Annotated in this window: 21 protein-coding genes and 1 pseudogene; 13 read left to right on the top strand and 9 right to left on the bottom strand. The window is 38.2% G+C overall.

Annotated elements, in window-relative coordinates:
• The first annotated feature begins 15 nt into the window (after window positions 1-15).
• From ACFI34_RS15600 to galU, 6 genes and pseudogenes are all read left to right on the top strand, one after another.
• Window positions 16-1,059, top strand: a complete 1,044-nt coding sequence (locus ACFI34_RS15600; protein ID WP_462674155.1) for a hypothetical protein — start codon at window positions 16-18, stop codon at window positions 1,057-1,059.
• On the top strand, window positions 1,056-1,664 hold the full coding sequence (locus tag ACFI34_RS15605; RefSeq protein ID WP_082664305.1) for a CatB-related O-acetyltransferase: 609 nt from the start codon (window positions 1,056-1,058) through the stop codon (window positions 1,662-1,664). The genes ACFI34_RS15600 and ACFI34_RS15605 overlap by 4 nt, the downstream gene beginning before the upstream one ends.
• Window positions 1,661-2,833 (top strand): hypothetical protein, encoded by a 1,173-nt coding sequence (locus ACFI34_RS15610; protein WP_462674156.1) that lies wholly within the window; start codon window positions 1,661-1,663, stop codon window positions 2,831-2,833. Before ACFI34_RS15605 ends, ACFI34_RS15610 begins: the two co-directional genes overlap by 4 nt.
• Before the next feature lie 193 nt (window positions 2,834-3,026).
• A pseudogene (locus tag ACFI34_RS15615) lies at window positions 3,027-3,333 on the top strand (transposase); the annotation flags it as partial.
• Between the two features lie 155 nt (window positions 3,334-3,488).
• Window positions 3,489-4,655 (top strand): nucleotide sugar dehydrogenase, encoded by a 1,167-nt coding sequence (locus tag ACFI34_RS15620; protein WP_462674157.1) that lies wholly within the window; start codon window positions 3,489-3,491, stop codon window positions 4,653-4,655.
• 129 nt (window positions 4,656-4,784) lie between these two features.
• Window positions 4,785-5,705 (top strand): UTP--glucose-1-phosphate uridylyltransferase GalU, encoded by a 921-nt coding sequence (gene galU / locus ACFI34_RS15625; RefSeq protein WP_462674158.1) that lies wholly within the window; start codon window positions 4,785-4,787, stop codon window positions 5,703-5,705.
• A 691-nt stretch (window positions 5,706-6,396) separates the two neighbouring features.
• Here the strand turns inward: galU and ACFI34_RS15630 are convergent.
• The 5 genes from ACFI34_RS15630 to ACFI34_RS15650 form a co-directional block, all read right to left on the bottom strand.
• Entirely contained in the window at window positions 6,397-7,839 is a 1,443-nt protein-coding gene (locus ACFI34_RS15630) for a capsule assembly Wzi family protein (RefSeq protein WP_462674159.1), read from the bottom strand.
• A gap of 605 nt (window positions 7,840-8,444) precedes the next feature.
• A complete protein-coding gene (locus tag ACFI34_RS15635) occupies window positions 8,445-8,945 on the bottom strand; it encodes a DUF3299 domain-containing protein (RefSeq protein ID WP_010555614.1) in 501 nt (166 codons plus the stop codon).
• Window positions 8,946-8,959: 14 nt separating this feature from the next.
• Window positions 8,960-10,195, bottom strand: coding sequence for an ABC transporter permease (locus tag ACFI34_RS15640; RefSeq protein ID WP_462674160.1), 1,236 nt, complete (start codon window positions 10,193-10,195; stop codon window positions 8,960-8,962).
• On the bottom strand, window positions 10,192-10,878 hold the full coding sequence (locus ACFI34_RS15645; RefSeq protein ID WP_462674161.1) for an ABC transporter ATP-binding protein: 687 nt from the start codon (window positions 10,876-10,878) through the stop codon (window positions 10,192-10,194). Before ACFI34_RS15645 ends, ACFI34_RS15640 begins: the two co-directional genes overlap by 4 nt.
• Window positions 10,879-10,886: 8 nt before the next feature.
• Window positions 10,887-11,957 carry a CDP-glycerol glycerophosphotransferase family protein gene (locus tag ACFI34_RS15650; RefSeq protein ID WP_462674162.1) on the bottom strand — a complete coding sequence of 357 codons (1,071 nt, stop codon included), beginning with the start codon at window positions 11,955-11,957 and terminating at the stop codon, window positions 10,887-10,889.
• A gap of 200 nt (window positions 11,958-12,157) precedes the next feature.
• Here ACFI34_RS15650 and ACFI34_RS15655 point away from each other — a divergent pair, with 200 nt between their 5' ends.
• The 5 genes from ACFI34_RS15655 to ACFI34_RS15675 all read left to right on the top strand — a co-directional run bounded on the left by ACFI34_RS15655 (window position 12,158) and on the right by ACFI34_RS15675 (window position 17,602).
• Entirely contained in the window at window positions 12,158-13,261 is a 1,104-nt protein-coding gene (locus tag ACFI34_RS15655) for a phosphoribosylaminoimidazolesuccinocarboxamide synthase (RefSeq protein WP_006792040.1), read from the top strand.
• Window positions 13,262-13,383: 122 nt separating this feature from the next.
• Window positions 13,384-14,049: a methylamine utilization protein gene (locus tag ACFI34_RS15660; RefSeq protein ID WP_462674163.1), complete on the top strand. Its 666-nt coding sequence runs from the start codon at window positions 13,384-13,386 to the stop codon at window positions 14,047-14,049.
• Window positions 14,039-16,354, top strand: coding sequence for a bifunctional diguanylate cyclase/phosphodiesterase (locus tag ACFI34_RS15665; RefSeq protein WP_462674164.1), 2,316 nt, complete (start codon window positions 14,039-14,041; stop codon window positions 16,352-16,354). The genes ACFI34_RS15660 and ACFI34_RS15665 overlap by 11 nt, the downstream gene beginning before the upstream one ends.
• On the top strand, window positions 16,341-17,177 hold the full coding sequence (locus ACFI34_RS15670; RefSeq protein ID WP_462674165.1) for a DUF3034 family protein: 837 nt from the start codon (window positions 16,341-16,343) through the stop codon (window positions 17,175-17,177). Before ACFI34_RS15665 ends, ACFI34_RS15670 begins: the two co-directional genes overlap by 14 nt.
• Window positions 17,177-17,602, top strand: a complete 426-nt coding sequence (locus ACFI34_RS15675) for a group I truncated hemoglobin (protein WP_462674166.1) — start codon at window positions 17,177-17,179, stop codon at window positions 17,600-17,602. Before ACFI34_RS15670 ends, ACFI34_RS15675 begins: the two co-directional genes overlap by 1 nt.
• Window positions 17,603-17,639: 37 nt before the next feature.
• Here the strand turns inward: ACFI34_RS15675 and ACFI34_RS15680 are convergent, their stop codons facing one another.
• Entirely contained in the window at window positions 17,640-18,386 is a 747-nt protein-coding gene (locus tag ACFI34_RS15680; protein WP_462674167.1) for a glycosyltransferase family 25 protein, read from the bottom strand.
• Window positions 18,387-19,000: 614 nt separating this feature from the next.
• Window positions 19,001-19,210 (bottom strand): glycosyltransferase, encoded by a 210-nt coding sequence (locus ACFI34_RS15685; RefSeq protein ID WP_462674168.1) that lies wholly within the window; start codon window positions 19,208-19,210, stop codon window positions 19,001-19,003.
• Between the two features lie 211 nt (window positions 19,211-19,421).
• Here ACFI34_RS15685 and ACFI34_RS15690 point away from each other — a divergent pair, with 211 nt between their 5' ends.
• Complete coding sequence (locus ACFI34_RS15690) at window positions 19,422-20,252, top strand: sulfurtransferase (RefSeq protein WP_462674169.1); 831 nt, start codon at window positions 19,422-19,424, stop codon at window positions 20,250-20,252.
• Window positions 20,253-20,811: 559 nt separating this feature from the next.
• Here the strand turns inward: ACFI34_RS15690 and ACFI34_RS15695 are convergent.
• Complete coding sequence (locus ACFI34_RS15695) at window positions 20,812-21,171, bottom strand: DUF5522 domain-containing protein (protein ID WP_462674170.1); 360 nt, start codon at window positions 21,169-21,171, stop codon at window positions 20,812-20,814.
• A gap of 43 nt (window positions 21,172-21,214) precedes the next feature.
• Between ACFI34_RS15695 and ACFI34_RS15700 the strand changes: the two genes are divergently transcribed.
• Window positions 21,215-21,541: a hypothetical protein gene (locus ACFI34_RS15700; RefSeq protein ID WP_010555627.1), complete on the top strand. Its 327-nt coding sequence runs from the start codon at window positions 21,215-21,217 to the stop codon at window positions 21,539-21,541.
• A gap of 85 nt (window positions 21,542-21,626) precedes the next feature.
• Here the strand turns inward: ACFI34_RS15700 and ACFI34_RS15705 are convergent, their stop codons facing one another.
• A complete protein-coding gene (locus ACFI34_RS15705) occupies window positions 21,627-22,595 on the bottom strand; it encodes a class 1 fructose-bisphosphatase (protein WP_305401633.1) in 969 nt (322 codons plus the stop codon).
• Window positions 22,596-22,725 lie beyond the last annotated feature (130 nt).

Consider the following 22,725-nt stretch of genomic DNA (forward strand, 5'->3'; position numbering starts at 1 on the left):
ATGCAGGTTTTCATTTTGCCTGATTTATTCTTAACCTCTAAATCCGAATATTTATTTTTCAATTTTCTATTATACTCCGCATTATTGTATATACATATATTTAATACTGCCTGCTTTAATGAACAAGCTATATCATATTCAGGTAATGGGCAAAAAATCGATATTTTAAGCTTCTTTGTTTTTTTCTTAATCTATTTTTTTATTTGTGTCCTTTATTCTGTTCTCCAAGATTCTTCATTCTCAATATTTATTTTTTTAATCCTTCTTTACCCTGTTGATTTTTGTGTTAATGCTCTTAGACTCGTTGAAAAAGATAAAGCGATTGGCATGCTTTTAACTATTCAAGCAGTTTCTTTTTATATTCTATATACAACTAGTGCAATTAATGTGTTTGACTCATATACTGTAGCTAACTTAATTACGTTTATTGTCTTTTTATTTATTGTTGATTATAAAAAATTTAACGCTAGTTCCTTCGTACTTAGTCTTAAAAGGTTTAGCTTTTTTCTTTCAGTGTCTATACCTACTTTGAATCGTTATTTAGATAAGGTTTTTGTGCTTGTTTTTTTGGCTTTAAGTTTAAAAGCGTCTATTTACCCATATTTAGCTTTGTCGGGCCTGATTTTATTACCTCTAAGTGTCGCATCTAAAGTCTTGATGAGATCTTATGATGTAGATTATCCAATAAAAAAATACTGTTTTGCATTGTGTTTATTTTTCCCTTTTTTATTATTAATAATTTTTTTGTTAAATTACTTTGGTGTTCGGCTTATATATGAACAAAATGACAATATAGGTTTTAGTGCCTTAATAATTATAAGTGCTTTCAAGGCTTTTAACTTTCTTGAAATTTTAACTTTTTCTATATATTCAAAAAAACTCGATTTTCAGTCACTGTCTTCTAAAGTGTCGAAATGCCTAAGTTTGATTACATTTATTTTGTTATTATTAGGGTATGTTATAAATGTTTCACTACCTGAGGGGTCTTTGCTGTTTCTATGTGGATATTTTTTTATATCTTTTGTTTTACTAGTTCTATCTATTAAGGGTGATAAATGAAATTTATAATTATGAGAGTTTTAAAGACCGTTATTTATTTTATGAACATACTCTATCTTTCATGTGTTAAGAGAGAAATGAAAATTGGTCGTAGGGTTTTGATTTCATTGGATAGCGTGCTTGAGGGAAATAATCTTATTAATGATGATTGTAGAATAATTAGTACGAAAATACAGCGATATTCTTATGTTTCTCCACAGTCAATTATTGTAAATAGTAAGATTGGCAAATATTGTTCAATTGGTCCAGGCTGTAAAATTGGACTAGGTAATCACCCTTTAACAGATTTCTCAACATCGCCTTATATTTATAATAATACTTTATTTAAAAAGCGCCGAGATGAGGACTTTCTGCCTGTTACAGTTGGAAATGACTGCTGGATAGGTGCCAATGTATTGATTTTAGGTGGTATTAAAATTGGTAATGGAGTTATTATTGGTGCGGGCAGTATAGTTACAAGAGATATTCCAGACTTTGCAATAGTAGTCGGAGCTCCAGCTAAAATAATCCGATATAGATTTGATGAAAAAGATACTGCATTCATTAATGAGAGTAATTGGTGGGATTTAGACCCCGAAGAAGCTAAGAAGGTGCTTTCTAAATGAAAATATGTTTTGTAGGTTCTTCAAATACTATTTTTAGCCATTCATATCTAAAACTATTTAATGAACTTTCTGATGAGTTGTCTTTTATAGATATTGGAAAGGAGTGCTCACAGAGCATCGAATTTTTGCCTAAGGAAAATATATTGAGGCTTTATGAAGAAAAACAAAAAGCTAGCAGTACCTCTAGGCTTAAGCAATTTCTATCTTTTTTTAAGTTAGATAGAAATCCTGTTTTCATTTTTTTTCTGAGTTTAGTTGAGTCATTCAAAAATTTAGATTCAAGCAAAGCTGAAAGGATGGAGCGTTTTTTATTAAGTGCCAACCCAAGCATTATCGTTTATTTTTGGAGTACAACAGTCAGAACAGAGAAAAAAGCAATTGATAGTATTTCATTACTGGGGGAGGTAAAATCCGTATTAATAATTAACACCTATCCTGTGCGAAGTAATGTATGTTATGAGTCGCGATATTTAGCTTCATACTTTGACAGAGCTTTTTTTAGAGGTTTTGATGCTATTTCATTTCCATCAAAGGAAATGAAGTTTTTTTTCGACAAAAATAATATTAAATATAAACAGTCTCAAGTTCTACCTGACTTTTTGACTAGTGACTTTTCTAAAACTATTTACAGTTCAAATGATCCTAGACACATACCGGGGAAAAAAAAGGTTGCCTTTTTGGGAAATACTAATTTCAATTCAAGAACAATAGATAACGTTTATATGGATCTATTGAAAATATCTAGTTTAGGAATTGAAGTCTGGTTGCAAGAGTCCACTGATATTCTTGATTTATTGGAGAGTCAACCGAACCTTAATATTAAGACTTTTAAACCTTTTAGCTATGCTGAAATGTTAGCTGGTGAGTTATCAGATTTCTTGAAAATGTTTGATGGTATTTTAATGATTTATAATGGGATAAATAATGCGAGGACTGCAACAGGGTTTCCAACTCGTTTTGCTTTATCCTTGTATTCTGAAAAACCTATACTAATCAAATCAAATACCTTTATTTCCTTAGAAAGTCATTTTAGAGATATAGTTATTCCATATGAAAATGAAAAAGATCTGCTTAGAAAATTAAACTTATATAACTATAAATGCCCAAATTTCCCATTACATCTTGAAGATTATTCTAAGCAATGGAAGGAGTTCTTAGTAAGCGTGTAGCAACACATTCTTAGAGTTTAATATCCTCAGCATTAGCTTATTGATATCTCCGATTGGCTGTAGTCGTATAGTTTAATTTAAATACGCAATGTTTGATAATTTAACTTTAGATAATTTAACTTTAGATAATTTAACTTTAGATAATTTTCGCCTGATTTTTATTTTTTAATTTAGGGTGATTGGACTTCCCAGCTTTTCAACAGCTAAGCAAGCTACAGCATATGTTGGCCTAAAACCTAAGCTAAATGAATCAGGTTCGTTTAAAGGGAGAGCGACACTGAGTAAAATTGGCCCATCCAGAATTCGATCCAAAATATTTTTAGCAGCAGATAGTGCTGGAACACATAACCCAGATATTAAAGCACAAACAAAATCGCCTTCTAGCTGCTGGGAAAACAAAGATGCAAGCGTTAGGTGCAGCAATGAGAAAACTAATTCAAATTTGTTTTGGGGTGGTAAAGAGCCAAACAAGGTATCAGTCCGCATTAGCTTTAAATTAGGTTTGTACTCTGTTCTGAGAAATGATAGCTACACATACATACTCGAGCTATAGAGATGTTATAAAAGCACATTTTAAATTATGCTTTTGGCTATTCGTTTTCCCTCCTCGCTCTGATAAAATAGTAAAAATATTTTTTAAATATAAAGGAATACCATGAAAATTGCTGTGGTAGGGACGGGCTATGTAGGCCTTTCAAATGCAATGCTTTTAGCACAACACAATGAAGTGGTGGCATTAGACATTGATGAGCACAAAATTGCGCTTTTAAACGATAAGACATCACCAATTGTTGATACTGAAATTAGTGAATTTTTACTGCGTGATGATTTAAACTTCACAGCAACCACCGATAAAAAAGTGGCCTATGAAAACGCAGATTTTGTTATCATCGCCACTCCAACGGATTATGATGTAGAAACAAACTACTTTAATACGCGCTCGGTTGAAGCGGTTATTAAAGATGCTGTGGCACATAATCCTAATGCGGTAATGGTTATTAAGTCGACTATTCCGGTTGGCTTTACGGCTGATATTAAAAAGCAGCTTAAGGCTGATAATTTACTATTCTCACCTGAGTTTTTACGTGAAGGTAAAGCGCTGTACGACAATTTGCATCCGTCACGCATTGTTGTGGGTGAGCAAAGTGAGCGCGCCACTATTTTTGCTAATTTACTGAAGCAAGGTGCAATTAAACAAGACGTTGAAGTGCTATTCACTGACTCAACGGAAGCGGAAGCGATTAAGTTATTTTCTAACACCTACCTTGCTATGCGGGTTGCTTACTTTAATGAACTTGATAGCTACGCAGAAGCACACGGCTTGAACTCAAAGCAAATTATCCAAGGTGTAGGTTTAGACCCACGTATAGGCAATCATTATAACAACCCGTCGTTTGGTTACGGTGGCTACTGTTTACCAAAAGATACTAAGCAGCTACGTGCTAATTACCAAGATGTACCAAACAATATTATTGGCGCGATTGTAGATGCAAACACGACACGTAAAGACTTTATTGCCGATTCAATTATTAAACGAAACCCTAAAGTGGTAGGCGTGTACCGTTTAGTAATGAAAACGGGCTCAGATAATTTTAGAGCCTCTGCTATTCAAGGTATTATGAAGCGTATTAAAGCCAAAGGTATTGAAGTGGTTGTTTATGAGCCAGTGCTTGAAGAGAGTGAATTTTACCACTCACGCGTAATAAAAGACTTGAACGAGTTTAAGCAGATATCAGACGTTGTGGTTTCTAACCGTATGGTTGAAGAGTTAAGCGATATTGCTGACAAGGTATATACGCGTGACCTTTTTGGTAGTGACTAATTAAATAATAGCTGTTTGTACAGTGACCTAACCCCGATAAGTTTGCTCGGGGTTTTACCTCGTTCATCCCTCATCTACATTTAATCTGTTAGTTTAAAAATAATTAATTTAAAAAATAAAGGACTACCCATGAAAGCTGTAATTCCTGTTGCTGGCCTTGGCACGCGTATGCTACCAATGACTAAAGCAATCCCTAAAGAAATGCTCCCTATAGTTGATAAGCCACTTATTCAGTACATTGTGAACGAGTGTGTTGCTGCAGGCATTAAAGAGATTGTGTTAGTTACCCATAGCTCTAAAAATGCGATAGAAAACCACTTTGATACCAGCTACGAGCTTGAAGCAACGCTTGAAAAACGCGTTAAACGCACATTACTTGAAGAAGTGCGCTCTATTTGCCCAAGTGACGTAACCATTATGCACGTTCGCCAAGGTGAGGCTAAAGGGTTAGGTCATGCTATTTTATGTGCAAAGCCTATTGTAGGGAATGACGATTTTGTAGTTGTATTGCCAGACGTAATACTTGATGCGTACACGGCTAACCAAAAAACAGAAAACCTAGCTGCTATGATAGCTCGTTTTAATGAAACCGCAGCAAGCCAAATAATGCTTGAGCCGGTTGCTATGGATGACGTAAGTAAATACGGTATTGCCGACATTAATGGTGTGCAATTAGTTGCTGGTGAAAGCGCCAAAATTAAAACTATGGTTGAAAAGCCAGAGGTTGATGCTGCGCCGTCAAATCTTGCTGTTGTTGGCCGTTATGTATTAAGTAAAAATATTTGGCCGCTACTTGCTAAAACCCCAGTGGGTGCTGGTGGTGAAATACAGTTAACCGACTCTATTGATGCGTTAATGGCGCAAGAAACTGTAGAGGCATTTCACATGAGTGGCCGCGCACACGACTGTGGCGATAAGCTTGGTTATTTAAAGGCAATTGTTGAATACGGTATGCGCGATGAAAAGCTGGGTAAAGAGTTTGCACAGCATTTAAATACATTGGTTAATGGTGAAAATGCACCAATACTTAATAATGTGGTTAATTTGTAATAAACAATTTGGCTTATTTTAAAATTATGAAACCGTGTTTAGTTTAAACACGGTTTTTTTGTTTTTTAGGCAAGCTTTGTATTTGGCTGATAAAGTGAATAAGACACTGTTTTCACCACAGAGAAGACAAGGAGCAGTGCAGGAGAAGATATTATATTTCCTCTGTGTAGCGCCCAGCGCCTCGGTGCCCTCGGTGGTAGAAATTGCTTTGTGGTTAAGCTTTGTACTTGATTTATAAAGTGAATAAAACATTATTATCACCACAGAGAAGACAAGGAGCAGTGCAGGAGAAGATACTAAAAAATAGTATGTTTCCTCAGTGTAGCGCAGCACTTCGGTGCTCTCGGTGGTAATTAAACTCCATTAAGAAATACAACAAAAAGTGATTCATGCACCACAGAGAAGATAATGAGAAGTAAAGGAGAAGGTACTAAAAAATAGTATATTTCCTCAGTGTAGCGCGCAGTGCTTCGGTGATCTCGGTGGTAATTATTTTAGAGTTATTTCCACGTAGGCGTGAAGCTTGCTCACGCAAAGGGTTGTTAATGTGACTATGTATAAATTAAACGCGCCAGCAAGCAAGGCGCCTACAAAAACAAGCTTGGATACTCTGCTGGTATTTAGTGACGTTTAGCCTTGGATAAGTATTATATCGCGTTTGAAAGCGCGAAATAAATTCGCGCTTTCAAATTTAAAAGTTAGCTGAGAGGGCGATTCTCGAAAATGCTTCGCCATACACACCTTTACCTAGGTAAAGCTCAGCGCCTACGCTTTTAGCACCCCAAACAGGTTTGTTTAATTTACGCGTATAGGCTGTTTGGAGTTCATAACTGGTTTCGTAACCATCACGTTTGTTTGTAAGGCCACGTAACGTTGTATTTAAGCTTTCTTTAGCGCTTAGCTGCCAATGCCAATTAACACTCATGGATTTAGCTGGGGTATAGTCGGTGTAGTCATGCTCATCGCCACCCCAGTGGCCAATTACATTACCCGAGTTACGGTTTCCATCTTGATATATTCTGTTTGCATACCAAAATTTTTGCCAATTACTGTGTTCCAAACGTAAGCTGTGATCGTTTGCAATAAAGGGGAGGTATAGCCCAAAACTATAAGCGTTATTACGAGTACCACCTAGCGTGTCTTCCAGCGCTATTTCACTATAAATCTCATACGGTAAATCAAATAGGCTGTTGTTGTATTCAAAGGTGATTGACGCTAACTGGTCACCCAGCTCAAAGTTGCCACCAATTTCATTTGCGTCCTTACTACCAACGTTATCTTTAGCGCCGGGTGTAAAAAAGCCCTCAGCAAAATCTTTTAATGTTACGCTACGCGGGCCACCACCAAATTGCATTAAGCGGCTTAGGCCAATGGTTAAGTTATCTGTTGCTGCAAAACTTATTTGCAAGCCATATAAATATGGCTTGCCTTTCTCGTAAATACGCTCAGTGCTGTTTTTTTCTTCCTCATTTAAAATTCCACGCTGCTCGGTCATTTTACTAATAAACATGTCGTATCGAATATTAAAGCTGGTTATTGGCTCAACATTACTTATGGTAATTGACGGTGTTGTTTTAGCGTGTGTACTCAATAGCATGGCGCTGTCGTTAAAAGGTGAATACCAGTGTTCACGGTAGCCTATATCGAGTTGGGCGTATTTATAACCTAGGTAAATAAAGCTTTGTGTTGGAAGTATTTCGTCTTCGTTTGCAATGCCTGCCACACTTACACCAAAGTAACGGCCAAAGTTAGCGTAAGCGCCACCTTCAACAATTAAGTTGGTTTTAGTAGTTTGCCCACGTTGGTTTGGCAGTGTTTTGTTTTTTGTACCGGCAGCAAGAGTTACTTTAGCAAATGTGCCTGCATCACTTTGAATATACGGGCTTATTTGGTACGACAGGGTTTGGTAAAGCTCTGGGTAACTATGCCTTATGGTTTGCAATACGTTATATATGTCGTGCGCTTTATAAGGCTTGCTCATAATATGGGTATTTTTACTTACTGCTAAAAGGCGCTCTACATTATGCTCTAACTCTGGTGCTTGGTTTAAAGGTAAATAGGGCGATACGCCTCCTTTAGCTAAAGCGTTTGTACTTAATGCTAATGCGATAAGTAACGATATTTTTTTGAGCATAATTATTCCGTTAGCCAATTTTTATAGTAAGTAAATACGTTAATGCGAGGTTAGCAATAAATACGTTAGTAAGAAAGAAAAAAGCGTTTATAGGTAGTGGTTTTAAGTTGCTAGTTATAAGGTTGAAGTTTCTAGGTATTAGATGGCAGTTACAGATGTTAGTTTTCCGTTTGAGTTGGCGGCAGTTATCAGAATAGCCATTAAGGTTTGTAATGATGAGCGTTATTTACAAAAGTGACTTATTCACCACAGAAAAGAGCAGGAGAAGTCATTTTAAACAAAGTGTATTACGCTCTTATCAGTGTAGCGCGCAGCGTTACGGTGCTCTCGGTGGTCAAACTTGTTTTGTAACTTAGGCGCCGTACCTAGTTGATAAAGTGAATAAGGCATTATTATCACCACAGAGAAGGCAAGGAGCAGTGCAGGAGAAGTCATTTTAAAACAAATATATTGCATTATGCTCTTTTCTGTGTAGCGCAGCGCTTCGGTGTTCTCAGTGGTAGCATTTTTTTGTAACTTAGTTTTTGTACCTACTTATATACTAAATGAGACGTTATTATCACCGCGCAGAAGGTAAGGAGCGGTGCAAGAAAGCAGACAAATTTTTAAAGCTCAAACGGCGCTACGCCTACGGCTTTCATTTTGTAACCTACCTGCGCTAATTCACCTGACCAGGTTTCTGTTGTAATAATACCTGTGACTACAATTGCATCGTATAGGCTTTCGATTGGTACGCCGCCTTTTATAGTAACGTGTACAAGCTGGTTAGGTGGCGGTGGTGGTACGTGTATGCAGGCGCCAAAATACGGTACTAGTAAAAACTCGGTGATTACTTCGCTATCGCCCTCTAGCGGTACAACAAAGCCGGGTAAGCTGACAGATTGCCCGTTTAGTTCTTTTACTACAGGGGCGTCTAAGTCGGGTTGTACCCAGTTTTGATCGCTGCCTTCGTGGTTCGCTTGCGCTTGGGTGTCAATTTGCACATGGCCTTTCGGAATTAAGTCTTCCCAAAAAATTTCTTTAGGTGGATTAGCATTACTTGTAAAGGTGATAATGGCTAAGCTTAATATGCAAAAAGCATTAAAAGCTGTTTTAAAAAGTGTCATAAAATTCCTAAACATTATGTTTTTATACTCATGCCGTCGCTGAGTGAGTAAAAATAAGCACGAGTGGCTGGTATTAAACCAATAATAAAACCCGCCGCCATAATAACGCCTATGAGGGTGAGTTCATAGCGTGAAAGCATAGCTATATTTACACTAATACCCGCATGGCTTTGTAGGTAGTCGGCTCCTAAAAATAATGTGGCGTAAAATAACACACACCCAAACACACAGCCTAAAAATGTTGTAAGCAAGGATTCCATACTTATAAGTGTAAATAGCTGCCATGGCCTTGCACCAACTGAGCGCAATATAGCAAGTTCACGGCGGCGTTGATTAAGATTTGCAAGCAACGTGGTTAGCATACCAAGCAGGCTTACTAGTACAACAACAAAGGAGAAAAGTAGCAGTATTTTTTCAACAATGGCGAGCATTTCCCATAAGTCTTTTAGTGTGACGGTAGGCATAATGGCTAATAAGGCCTCGGGCTTATACTGATTTATGTTGCGCCTAATTTGTAGTGTGTATAAAGGCGAATCAAACCCCATTAAAAATGCAGTGATTTGTTTAGGGTGGCCAGTTAGGTTGTTATGCTCATCGTGCTTATGGTTTGTGTTACCGCCATGAATTAAATCAATAGCGGCAAGCGGTATATGCAGTGTTTTGTCGACCGGGGTACCCGTCGGGTTTAAAATGCCGACTACTTCAAACGGGTTGTCGTTGTGATGATGAAAACTGGTATTACCCATACCGTGGGATATTACAATGCTATCGCCCAGCTTATATCCTAGTTTTGTAGCTACCTCACTGCCCAATACTACGCCGTGAATAGTGCTAAAAGGATTCCCTGCACTAAAACTCAAATGTTGTTTTTTAGCAAAGCGGTAATGGGTAAAGTAATCGGGTGTTGTACCTAACACTGCTTGGCCTTTATGGCTGTCGCCAAGGCTAATGGGAATGCTCCATTTTACGCCGCGTTGGCTTGTTATGTATTTGTAGCTTTGCCAGCTCACGCCATTATTGGTGTGGCCAATTCTAAATACCGATGAAAGCAGTAATTGAATATCGCCGGTGCGGGCTCCTACAATTAAATCGGTACCCGAAATGGTATTGCTAAAGCTGCTTTTAGCATCAACTCTCACACGTTCAATACTTAGCAATAACATAACGCTAACGGCAATGGTAAACAGTGTTAAAACAACACTTGCACGTCTATTTAATAGGCTTTTTAAAGCAAGCTTTGTAAGGATCATAATGCCTCCTGCAAACTTACTAAGTCGATTGAGCGATTAAACAGCGGCTTTAAGTTTTCGTCGTGGCTTACAAATATCAGTGTGCTGTTTGTATTACTCGCTTGTTCAAACAATAAGTTAATAAAGCTTTCGCGATTTTGTGTATCAAGGGCTGAGGTTGGCTCGTCGGCAATTATAATTTCAGGGTTACCAATAAATGCGCGTGCGGCGGCCACGCGTTGTTGTTGGCCAATGCTTAATTCGGCCACATTTTTATTATGGTATTGCTCGGTTAACCCCAGTGAGTTCAGTAACCGTGTAGCCTCATTATTTAACGTGGCAGAGTGGCTTAATGCTTTTTGTTGGCGTTTTTTTGAAAATTGGCAGCCCAGTATCACGTTTTCAATAGGCGATAGGTAAGGAAGTAAGTTGAAGTTTTGAAAAATAATACCAATGTGGTCAGCTCTAAATACATCTCGTTGAGTGTTACTTAGTGTATTTAAGGTGTGGTTTAATAACGTGACATTGCCGCTGGTAGCTGTATTTATACCGGCAAGTAAGGCAAGTAACGTTGATTTGCCCGAACCACTTGGGCCATGTAAAAAAACATGTTGGCCTTTTTCAATGTTAAGTTTGCTAATAGTTAGCGTGGGCGATTTATCGTTTTTATGCCATTTAAAAGTAACGTTATTAAGGCTTATCATTGTTTTGTTTACCAACTCCAGTAGTTTAGATCTTTACGCATTTTTAGTTGCCTAATTATATTCACTGGTTTGGGTTTCAGTTTTTCGCCGCTTTGTAAAAATTCATTCGCTGCATTTAATACTCGTTGGCTAGATTGACCATCTGTGTACGGGTGAAGTTCCTGACAATAGCTTTCAATACTTCGCATTAATTTGTTAGGTTTGGTAAGCGCATGTTCAATAGCTGCTTCTACCTTATTTGCGTTGGTAATATCGAGTAAATGGGGAAGAGGTTTTTTATTACAAAATGTAACTACTGGTTTGCGTAGTAATAAAAACATCAAAAGAACTGAAGATGTATCGCACAGCATAACATCAGCAGCTTGCAGTAACGGCAAAACGTTATCGGTTTCAACAAATGTTAGGTTTTCGTTACTTAGTGCTTTGTACTTATTAACCCATTCGATAGGCATTTTAGGATGAAACTGCACCAAAATACGCCACTTACCTTGTTCACTAAAATGTTTTATTTGCTCATATAATTTAGGAGCAAGTGATAGCTTTCGTGAAAAAGTAGAGCATATTAATACAACAGGACGGGAGTCGTCATTAACATAAGGATTGTTTGAAGTATTAATAAAAAGTGGATCGAGTGTTGACCAGCCAGTTTCAGTTACTTTAAAGAAACCATATTGCTCAGCGAGCTCCTTAAATCGAGTTGTTGTATTCGGACCTTGCGTACAGTACAAGTCGAAACAACCACGAATTGTAAAATGATCTTCTTTTCCTTTCCTATTTAACTTTCCAGAATTGAAGCCGTGAAATACACCTATTTTTTTTCCGGGTATAAACTTTGGGATTATATTACCTGGTATAAAAACTACGTCAGGAAACCAGTTTTTTATATCCGATATGGTATGTAATCTTTGCTCATTGAGACTTAAAAAGCTGGGGTCAACTTCATTTCCAGCTAAAAACCAGCGTACCTGACCACCATTCGCTAATATGGCCGCTTGAATAGGCCTCAAAATTGCGTATGAATAATTTTGAGATATATACATTAAGTATTTTTTATTTTTGGTGGTGGTTAAGTGGTTCAAGCTAGCTCCTCGACTCAATAGCACAGCTAGTTTACCCGATTGTGACAACCATATAAATATTCTTGCTAAATCTCTTAACCAAAGTTCAAGTTATTTAGTTTCAAGCCCAAGATTGAGCTTTGAAGTTGGCTGGATTATCATACCGCACATAACCCCATACCATACTTTGCTCATAGAGCATCCCTAACCCCGGAGATAGCATGACTAGCTATAAAGTTTTAGACGTAAACGATGATTTACCCATTCGCACCAAAGGTGAAGTACACAGTGGTAAAGTGCGTTCAGTTTATTGGCTAACAGACGAAGACAGTGCACGATTAATTAAAGATAAAGGCTACAAAGTACCCGCAGGTACTGAGCTGGCTATTATGGTGATTTCGGACCGTATTTCAGCATTTGATTGTATTTGGCAAGGTGAAAATGGCTTAAATGGTGTGCCGGGTAAGGGGATAGCACTTAACACCGTTGCATCATATTGGTTTAAATTATTTGACGAAGCAGGCTTAGCTGGCAATCATATTGTGGATATTCCGCACCCATATGTATGGATTGTGCGTAAAGCAAGCACCGTTAAGGTAGAGGCGATAGCGCGCCAATATATTACGGGTAGCATGTGGCGTGATTACGCTAAAGGGACACGTAACTTTTGCGGTATAGATTTACCTGAAGGGTTAAACGCGAATCAAAAACTCGATAATGTACTTATTACGCCATCAACCAAGGGGATTATTGAAGGCGTTGCCGACATACCGCCAGTAGACGATGTAAACATTACCCGCGAGAACATAACAAATAACCTAGACGTATTTAATTTTAAGTCGGAAGACGACGTTGCAAAATACGAAAAGCTGTTAGTAGAAGGCTTTGGCTTAATTAGTAAAGAGCTTGCCAAGCTTGACCAAATTTTTGTAGATACCAAGTTTGAATTTGGTTACGTAGAAGACCTAAATGGCGCACAACAGCTTATTTACATCGACGAAGTGGGTACACCAGATTCATCGCGTATATGGGATGGCGCTGCGTATCGAGATGGTAAAATTGTTGAAAACTCTAAAGAGGGCTTTCGCCAATTGTTAATTAATAACGTGCCAGAAAGCGACGTATTACTAAACAAAGATCGCATGGCTGAGCGCGAAAAATTAGCAAAAGAGTATATTTTACCCGAATCAGTCATGCTCGAAGTGTCTAATACTTATGTGGGCATTGCCAGCAAAATAGTTGGTGAAGCAATTACTATTCCTGAGGATCCGCGCCAAGAGGTCATTTCTATTTTAGACGCTGATTATGGCTTAATTGTAAAATAGTCATACTAAAGAACTAAAAAACCCAGTGGCTAACTTTTTATTTTTAGTTACTGGGCTATATTCCTTGCAATTAACCCCTGTAATTAATTACCTTAACCTAACGTTAATAGTTAGGTGTTGTTATGTTTGAACGTTGTTTGCAAAAAATAACTAAAAGTTGCCGTTTTTTAACCATGGGTTTGTTTTTTGGTTACTTTTTTGACGCCGCTGCACTGGAGTTGGTAGTAGAAGATCAACACGGTAGTAAACTAGCAAATGCTGTTATTGAGCTACATTTTAACGCCGAGCAATTAGCCAAGCCAAATCTTCCAGTAGCCACTATGGACCAAGTTCATAAACAGTTTTTGCCAGAGCTATTAGTTGTGCAAAAAGGGCAGCAAGTTGACTTTCCAAATAGCGATAATATTCGCCACCATGTGTATTCTTTTTCGCAAGCTAAGCCTTTTCAGCTAAAGTTATATTCAGGGCAACCAAAAGCACCGATTACTTTTGATAATCAAGGGGTCGTTGTTTTGGGGTGTAATATTCACGACTCTATGGTTGGCTACATCTATGTGGCAGGTAGCAAACATGTTTATAAAACAAATAAGCAAGGCAAAGTAACCTTGCCAAATAACCTATTACCGATTGAATTAAGCGTATGGCACGCTTTGCAAACAGCACCTTTGGAGAATAAAAAAATTATAACAGTAAGCGCTAAAAGCAAACACACCATAACGATAAACACATCTACACCAGCACCAAGAAACACCTTTGGTAGCAAATTTAAGGCTGGTAATGACTCATAGTTTAAAAAACCGAATTACCTCACTCTGTGTAGGGCTGGTGTTATTAACAACGCTGGTGAGTGTTGCTAGTTTTTGGTGGTCAACAAGTCAGTTTCAAGAACAAAAAGTAGACCAAGACATAAGTGTTGCGCAAAACGTTTATAAGCAATATTTAAGCTCCAAAGAAAGCTTATTGTTAACTGCGGCTAAAGTATTGACTGCCGATTTTGGTTTTAAACAAGCGGTTGCTACACGCGATGCCGGCACCATAAGCAGTGTTTTGTATAATCACAGCCAACGGATAGACGCGCAATTAATGTTGCTTATAGATTTATCGGGTCAGCTAATTTCGTCAAACATAGAGCAAGATGCCTTTGAAGACGACTTGCGCCCTTTACTCGCAGAGCTATTTAACGCACAAGAGCAATCCACATTTGTAGTGTTAAACAATGAGCTTTACCAAGTCATTTTATTACCTGTAAAAGCCCCAAGAACCATAGCTTACAGTTTAGTGGGCTTTAAAATAGACGACAGTGTTGCAAGCGAACTTAAAAGCTTAACAGGCATGGACGTAAGTTTTGTAGGCAGTGCCGACAACTTAGTAATTAGCTCGCTAGATGAGCGCCCAACGCCTTTTGAACCGGTGAGTTATTTTAACTCGGCCACCACCTCACGAATATTTGGCGAGTACCCGGTTTACCGAAACCGAGATATTAATTTAGCCTCTTTGGCAACACACCCAATTATTATTTTGTTAAGTGCCGATTTAACACAAAGCTATAGCGATTTTGAAAAGCTATTTTTTACTCTTATTATTTTGTCTATTTTAACGATGTTTGTAGGTGTAATAACAAGTAGCTTATTAGCAAATAACTTAACTACACCGCTTTCTCAGCTGGTTGTAATTGCTAAGCAGTTTGCACAGGGTAATTATAATTTTGAGTTTAAAGGTAAAAAACAAAGTACAGAAATAACGACCTTAGTCAATGCGTTCGACAACATGGGTAACGACATCAACAAGCGTGAACAGCAAATTAGTTTTCAGGCGCGGCACGATAGTTTAACCGGCTTTTATAATCGCTCAGCGATGTTAGAGGTGTTGGATGATGAATTAAGCGAATTAACTCAATATACGCTTGTCGCAATAGATATAAAAGGGTTACGCCATATAAACGATAAGCTGGGCCCGCGCATTGGCGATGAATGTATAAAAACCGTGGCATGCAGAATAAGTGAGTTTTCGGATGAGTTTGGTGGGATTCATGCGCGTATTGGGGGAGATGAGTTTTTAACGGTATTTCCAAGCAGTGCGGTTAGCGAGAAAAAGTGCGGCATAGAGGGATTAATTGCTAGGCTTCAAGAGTGTTATACCATTCAAAAGCTAAAAATTAACTTACAGTTTAGTACCGGTGTATTGCAGTACCCATCGCAAGGTACTGCCAGTGATGACTTGGTAAGGCGAGTGCTTATTGCCGTAGAAAATGCGGCCAATAACCAAAACCATATACATTATTACCAAGATGGCGAGGACGAGGCCCACTTAGATCGTTTAATTATGCTTGATGAATTAAAGCAAGCTATTAGCGACGACGATGGTCAGCTGTTTATGACCTACCAGCCTAAGCTGCATATGCAAACTCAAAAAATAGATAAGGTTGAGTCACTTATTCGTTGGCAGCGTAAAGATGGCAGCTGGGTTAATCCCGAGTTATTTATTGATTTAGCAGAGCGCTCAGGGCTAATTGTTGAACTAACTGCATGGGTAATAAATACCGTAGTTGCACAAGTTGCCGACTGGAAATCGAAGGGTATTGAGCTTCAAGCCGCTATTAATGTATCGGCACAAGATATTGCGTTTCCGGGCTTTCATGCCGCGTTAGTCGCTACGCTTAAAAAACATAATGTGGATGCAAGGTTAATCACCATTGAATTAACCGAGCGCGACATGATAGAAAACGAAGAAAAGGGCATAAAAGCGCTTAAAGATTTAAAACAAATTGGCGTTAAAATATCGCTTGACGATTATGGGGTAGGGCAAACATCACTGGGGCGTTTAAAAATGTTGCCTATTGATGAGCTCAAGCTCGATAAATGTTTTATTTTAAAACTAGATGCCTCGCAAAAAGATCAATTTATAGTGCAGTCTTCAATTACGCTTGGGCATCAGTTAGGTTTTTCGGTGGTGGCTGAAGGGGTCGAAACCGAAGAGTCGTTAGCTTTACTTAAAACAATGCAGTGCGACCATGCGCAAGGTTACTACCTTAGCCGGCCTTTAAAAGCTGACTTATTAGAACAATGGCTGGAAGAATACTATGGTAAAAATTAAGCATTTATTTGCCAGTGTTTTATTGCTAATAAGTTTGCCAACGGTTGCCAACAGTAGCGGAAAGTTACTAGCAACACCGGGTGTATCTCAAGTTGAAGGTAGCGGCGGTGGCGGTATTGTGCCTTGGGCTCAGCTTGCAGGTTATGCGAGTGAAGATGAATTTTCGGTAAATGGTTTTTGTAGCCGAGCGGATGTAAGTGATTACGCATTAAATGTATGTGGTGCGCAGTTAAACTTATTTAATCGGGTAGAGCTAAGTTACGCAAAACAAGAGTTTGACGTGCCTGCGCTTAACACAGAAATAGAGCAATCGATTACCAGTGCAAAAATACGTTTATATGGTGATATTGTTTACAGCCAATGGCCGCAGTTAAGTTTAGGTATACAGCATAAATCGCTAGATGACGGCACCGTAGCCAAACTTGTTGGCGCAGAGGGTACCAGCGGTACAGATTATTACTTGGCTGCCAGTAAGCTTCACTTAGGTGCACTTGCAGGTTATAACTGGTTTTGGAATGTAACAACACGCTATAGTGCAGCCAATGAATTGGGACTACTCGGTTATGCTGGTCCCAATGCTGACAGCGCGTTTTTATTTGAAGGTAGCACCGCTGTATTTTTAAGTCGTGAATTGGCAATCGGTATTGAGTATCGTCAAAAAGCGAATAACTTAAACTTGGGTGAGCAAGACTGGAAAGACGTTTTTGTTGCCTGGATGCCTAATAAAAACGTGAGTGTAACTGCCGCATATTTAGATTTAGGGCGTATTGCAGGGGCAGACGATCAAACGGGTTGGTACTTATCGGTAACAGGGTATTGGTAATGAAGTTAATCGCAGTTGGGTTTTTATGTGTAGGTATTTTAATGGGCTGTGCGAATAAAGCACCGCCTACGCTATATTACCAAATTGGCGGTAACGCCGGCATAGAAAAACTAATTGATAGCTTTATTAACCAAATAGGCAATGACGAGCAGGTATTTCACTACTTTGAGCACACAAACATAGCGCATTTTCGTCAAGGTTTTATTCTGCATTTGTGCATGCTTACCGATGGTCCGTGTAAATACAGCTACGCAGGTGATTCAATGGTAGACATACACACCGGCATGAATATAACAGAAAAAGATTTTAATCATGTTGTTGATTTATTAGTGAATGCCATGAATGAGCAAAACATATCTCACTCTATCCAGAATAAAATTTTGTCAAAAATGGCGCCATTAAGAGCCGATATTATTAACATATAGTAGGTCGCAGTCATGCAGCCAATATATTCAACTACTGTTATAACTTTTTAGTTATAACTGACAGATCAGCTGATATTTTTTTGCGTTGCATATATAAGTTTAACCTGTGTTTTAAATTTCTAATAAATGTACTTTTATTAGAATGCCTACCTGAATTTGCCTTTGCTATTTCACTTTCAAATTGGCGATCAATGGCAATTGGATATGGCTTAATACCTACGATATTGAGCCCAACTTCACTATGAAACTGCATATCAACATCAACAGGTCTAAAAAATGGCTTCCTGTGCAGAAGTTTCTTAGCCCCCTCAAGAGATAATATATATCCTTGAGTTCCATTTGGGATTTTAAAGTAATTCCCCAAAACAAACTCACTTTCAAGGGGGTGTGTATTAATAAATGCTAAATCTCGGCTATCGGAAAGTTTTATAAGATCCCAATTTTTTAATTTTTCTGCTGATTCAATCGTATTAGTTAAATGCGATTTAATTATAATGTCGTCTTCAAGTATTACGCACATAGGTATCGAATGTGTAACTATATGCTCCCAGACTCGCATATGGCTAATGTAACAACCTACTTCTCCTAATGTTAAGTTGCGATGATATGAGTTTTTATTCTTTTTCGGGCAATACCAGTTGAGGAGCTCTTGCTCACCAAGATTTTTACCAATAGTAGCTTCAAAGCGTTCAGCACTTATATTAAGATCTTTAAGTCGCTTTTGAACCTCATTCCAACGGGATTCACAAGGTTTCATGTTGATAATAAATATCGAAGTTTTCATTTTTTAATTCTTTTATTGTTTGTAGGTTAATAGTCTTTAAGCGAAATAGATTTATTTAAAATCCAGTACATGTAATTAGAGTCAATAGTACTATTCTATGAGAGCTAAATATTATTCATAAACTGAGAAAAGGTATTTGTCAAAGCTGTATTGACTTTGGATAACAGCTATAACGAAACCGGCTCTTCCATCTAAAAAACCTAGCCTTAAAAAATAATGTCGAATAAAAGCAAATATGGCAGAGTCAGTAGCTTTTGATAATGAGGCTTTTTTTTTAATTATTTGCTTTGCGCCTAGTTTAGCATAGTGGTTTCTTTTATTAAGATAAGTAAAAATATCTTGGTGCTGGAAGTGTAAAATGTTTTCTTTTAGTGTAATTAGCTCACAGTTTTTTGTTATAACAGATTTATGTACTAAGTTCTTGTTGTATATACGGGCAATATTATCAGGGTGCCAGCCACTGTGATAAATAAACTGGCCACAAAAATATGTTAGCCGATTTATTCTTCATACGTTTTCTTCACTACATCTAGGTAAAGTATTAAGTATCTCATTTTTTAATGTTTCACTAACTTCTTCATCGCAGTCAATAGCAAAAATCAAGTCGTTACTAGCTAACTGTTCAGCTCTTCGACGTTGCTCGCCAAATCCTTGCCAATCCTCTCTAATAAATATCTTATCGGTGTATTTTTTGCAATTTCGAGTGTATTATCTGTGCTGCCGGAGTCAAGCAGAATAATCTCGTCAGCCCATTTAACTGATTCTAAACAGCGGGCAATTGTATTTGCCTCATTCTTACAAATAATACAAACAGATAGTTTCAAAATATTCTTCTCATAATTAAGTTACTGACGATAGGTCCTAACATAAATCCACCTACATATTAGTAACTATAGTATTCCAAAGTATTACTTTTATGGCTGTTTTTATAGCTATTTTTAAAATAATAAATGCTAGAGTTAATATTGCCTAATTACTTAGTATTATTTAATCTAATTTTTTGATTATATTGTTTTATACTAAAGGGAGTTTTTTATGAAATATCTTGTTGATGCAAAGTGGCTTAACATGCGTATAAAGCAAACTAACCTGGTTATCTTTGATGCAGGTATGTTGCTCCACTCAGCTGCAGGGGAGTATTCGCCCGTTGCTATGCTACCTAAAGCACAACGATTTGATATTAAAAAAGAACTCGCAGATACTTCAAACCCATTACCAAATACCTTGTGTAGTGCAGAGCAATTTACTCAGGTGATGCAAAAAGCAGGAGTGAATCACGATTCACTCGTGGTCATTTATGAAAATGCGGGGTTATTCAGTGCAGCTAGAGCCTGGTGGATGCTAAAAGCTATGGGGCACCACAATGTAAAAGTATTAAGTGGCGGCCTTAAAAAGTGGTTAGCGTGCGGCTATGCAGTGCAGCAAGGTTATAGTGAGGCTTTAATGTGTGGTAATTTTGAAGCAAGTTATAACCCAAGCTACTTTATTGGCAGCCAGCAAGTATTAGCAGCAATAGACGATACCAATACGGTATTGTTAGATGCGCGTGCCTATAAACGCTTTACTGGTGAAGAGAGCGAACCTCGAAAAGGCATGCGAAGTGGGCATATACCCCAAAGTCGTTCATTGCCTTTTTTGGATTTATTATCTGATGGTGAAGCAAAATCGTTTGAGGATATAAAAGCAAAATTTGCGTACGCTGTAGGCAATGCACAGCATCTTCAATTTAGTTGTGGATCTGGTATTACGGCGTGTGTTTTAGCTTTATTTGCTGATGAGTGTGGCTACAAAAACTTAAGTGTTTATGACGGCTCTTGGAGTGAGTGGGGCGCAAGTGATTCATTGCCTATCACCAAAGATGTATAAGTGAAAATACCATAACAAGCAATTTTTGTAGGCGCCTTGCTTGCTGGCGCATTTAATTTACACATAGTTACGCTAACAACCTTTGCGTGAGCAAGCTTCACGCCTACGTGTGGGTAACTTTAAATGTTTATTATCACCGAGCGCACCGAGGCGCTGCGCGCTACACTGAGTAGAGCGTAACGTTTGATTGGTTTTAAAATTACTTCTCCTGCACTACTCCTTGTCTTCTCTGTGGTGAATAAGTCACTTTTTGTTGTATTACTTAATAGCATTTAATTACCACCGAGCGCACCGAGGCGCAGCGCGCCACACTGAGTAGAGCGTAACGGTTGATTGGTTTTAAAATTACTTCTCCCGCACTACTCCTTGATTTCTCTGTGGTGAATAAGTCACTTTTTGTTGTATTACTTAATAGCATTTAATTACCACCGAGCGCACCATGGCGCTGCGCGCTACACTGAGTAGAGCGTAACGTTTGATTGGTTTTAAAATTACTTCTCCTGCACTGCTCCTTGTCTTCTCTGTGGTGATAATAATGTTTTATTCACTTTGAAACTTTTTACAGCTTGTATCCATAAGGGCAGTTTTTACAGCCATTTTTACAACAGGTTCCTCGCTTTAAAAAAAACCACTTACTAAATACCATGTAGCCATTTTGCATGGTGTAGTCGAGTTCTTCAATTAAGTTATCGTTTCCTTTAAATGCTTTTGCAAACGCAATTTGATCTTTAATTGGTTGGGTATATAGCTCTTCAAGGTAGTGATTAATTTTATTGAGTGTACAGGTTTGGCACAAACAGCTTGTTGCAGCTGCGTCTAGGGGTAAAATAGCAGGTAACTGGTTACACCAACATGCGGTTATATTATTTACATTACAGTTGAGTACTGTATTACATTGGCTGCAGTTTGTTTGAGTCATTTTAGTTCTTATCAACAGTAGAGCGCCAAGAATAACAAATATTATGAATATACAAAAAGCCTTAGCAGAATTTATTACGTTTTCGGCACAAAGAGACGATGCAATATCGGTTATTGTGTCAACGCCTGCATATAGTCAAGCGCCCTTATACACATTAAAAACAGATGTATTAGTTGGTGTAATTAAACGCTGTTTGAGTGGTGAAATAGATTTAGATGACTTAGAGCTTTGGGCTAACGTTATTGAGTCACGAGAAGACGTTGATTGCGCTGAACACGAGGGCGTTATTTATGCGCTTAGTAATAGCGAGCAAATGGGCGAGCTTGATCACCAAAAGCTTGAAAAAATACTGGCATTGTTAAAGGATTAAAGTTTAGGTTAACTTAAAACCGCATTTAAATTAAATGCGGTTTTAGTATTTTTTGACAACTGACAACTGACAACTGACAACGTGGTTACTTGTGATATCCCAAGCAGGTTTCTACTTCGTTTTTAGATCCTAAAATAACCGCTACACGCTGGTGGATAGCGTCTGGCTGAATATCCATAATACGTTCAGACCCTGTTGAGGCAATGCCACCGGCTTGTTCTACTAGCATAGCCATTGGGTTTGCTTCGTAAAGCAGGCGCAATTTATTAGGTTTATTAGGATCTTTAGTATCAGTTGGGTAAGTAAATACACCGCCTCGGCTTAGTACGCGATGAACATCGCCTACCATGGCTGCAATCCAGCGCATATTAAAGTTTTTAGCGCGCGGGCCGGTCTCGCCTTGTAGTAAATCATTTATGTAGTTTTGCATAGCGGGTTGCCAATGACGCTGGTTAGACGCATTAATTGCAAACTCGTTTGTATCTGCGGGTATAGTGGCAAAGTCTTCTGTTAGTAAAAAGCTCCCTTGGGTTTTATCAAGGGTGAACATACGTGTGCCTTTACCTGTACTAAGCGCCAACATCGTTGATGGGCCGTAGAGTACATAACCTGCCGCAACTTGCTTGTGGCCAGGTTGCATAAAAATACTTTCGTCTGCTGCATCTGAGCCTTCAGGCGCTTCCATAATTGAAAATATAGTCCCTACCAGCGAGTTAATATCGGTGTTTGACGAACCATCAAGTGGGTCAAATGCCACAATATATTTAGCGTCAGGGTTTCCTGCAACGGTGTAGTCTTCTTCTTCAGAGGCAATGGCTTTAACGGTGCCCGACTCCAGTAAAATATCTTTTAGTAGCTGATTAGATAATACATCGAGCTTTTTTTGAGTTTCACCTTGAATGTTTTCATCAAGTGTTGAGCCTAATACGCCAGAAAGCGCACCTTGGCCAACACGAAACGATATTTCTTTACATGCCGCTAAAATAGTTCGAATTAACGATAAAAGTTCTCTTGGGCAACCATCTTCAAGTAATACTGGAGGGAGTCTACGCATTCTATTTTCCTGATAACGTGTTAAAACCAATCATAATGTGAGAGAGATTAGTTTAGAGCGCTGAATTTCGTCTTAAATACCTGTATTGTTTAAATACCGCCCTATAATGGGGGCACCTAATCGTACCTAA

It is taken from the genome of Pseudoalteromonas sp. PSi26, from assembly GCF_054960575.1.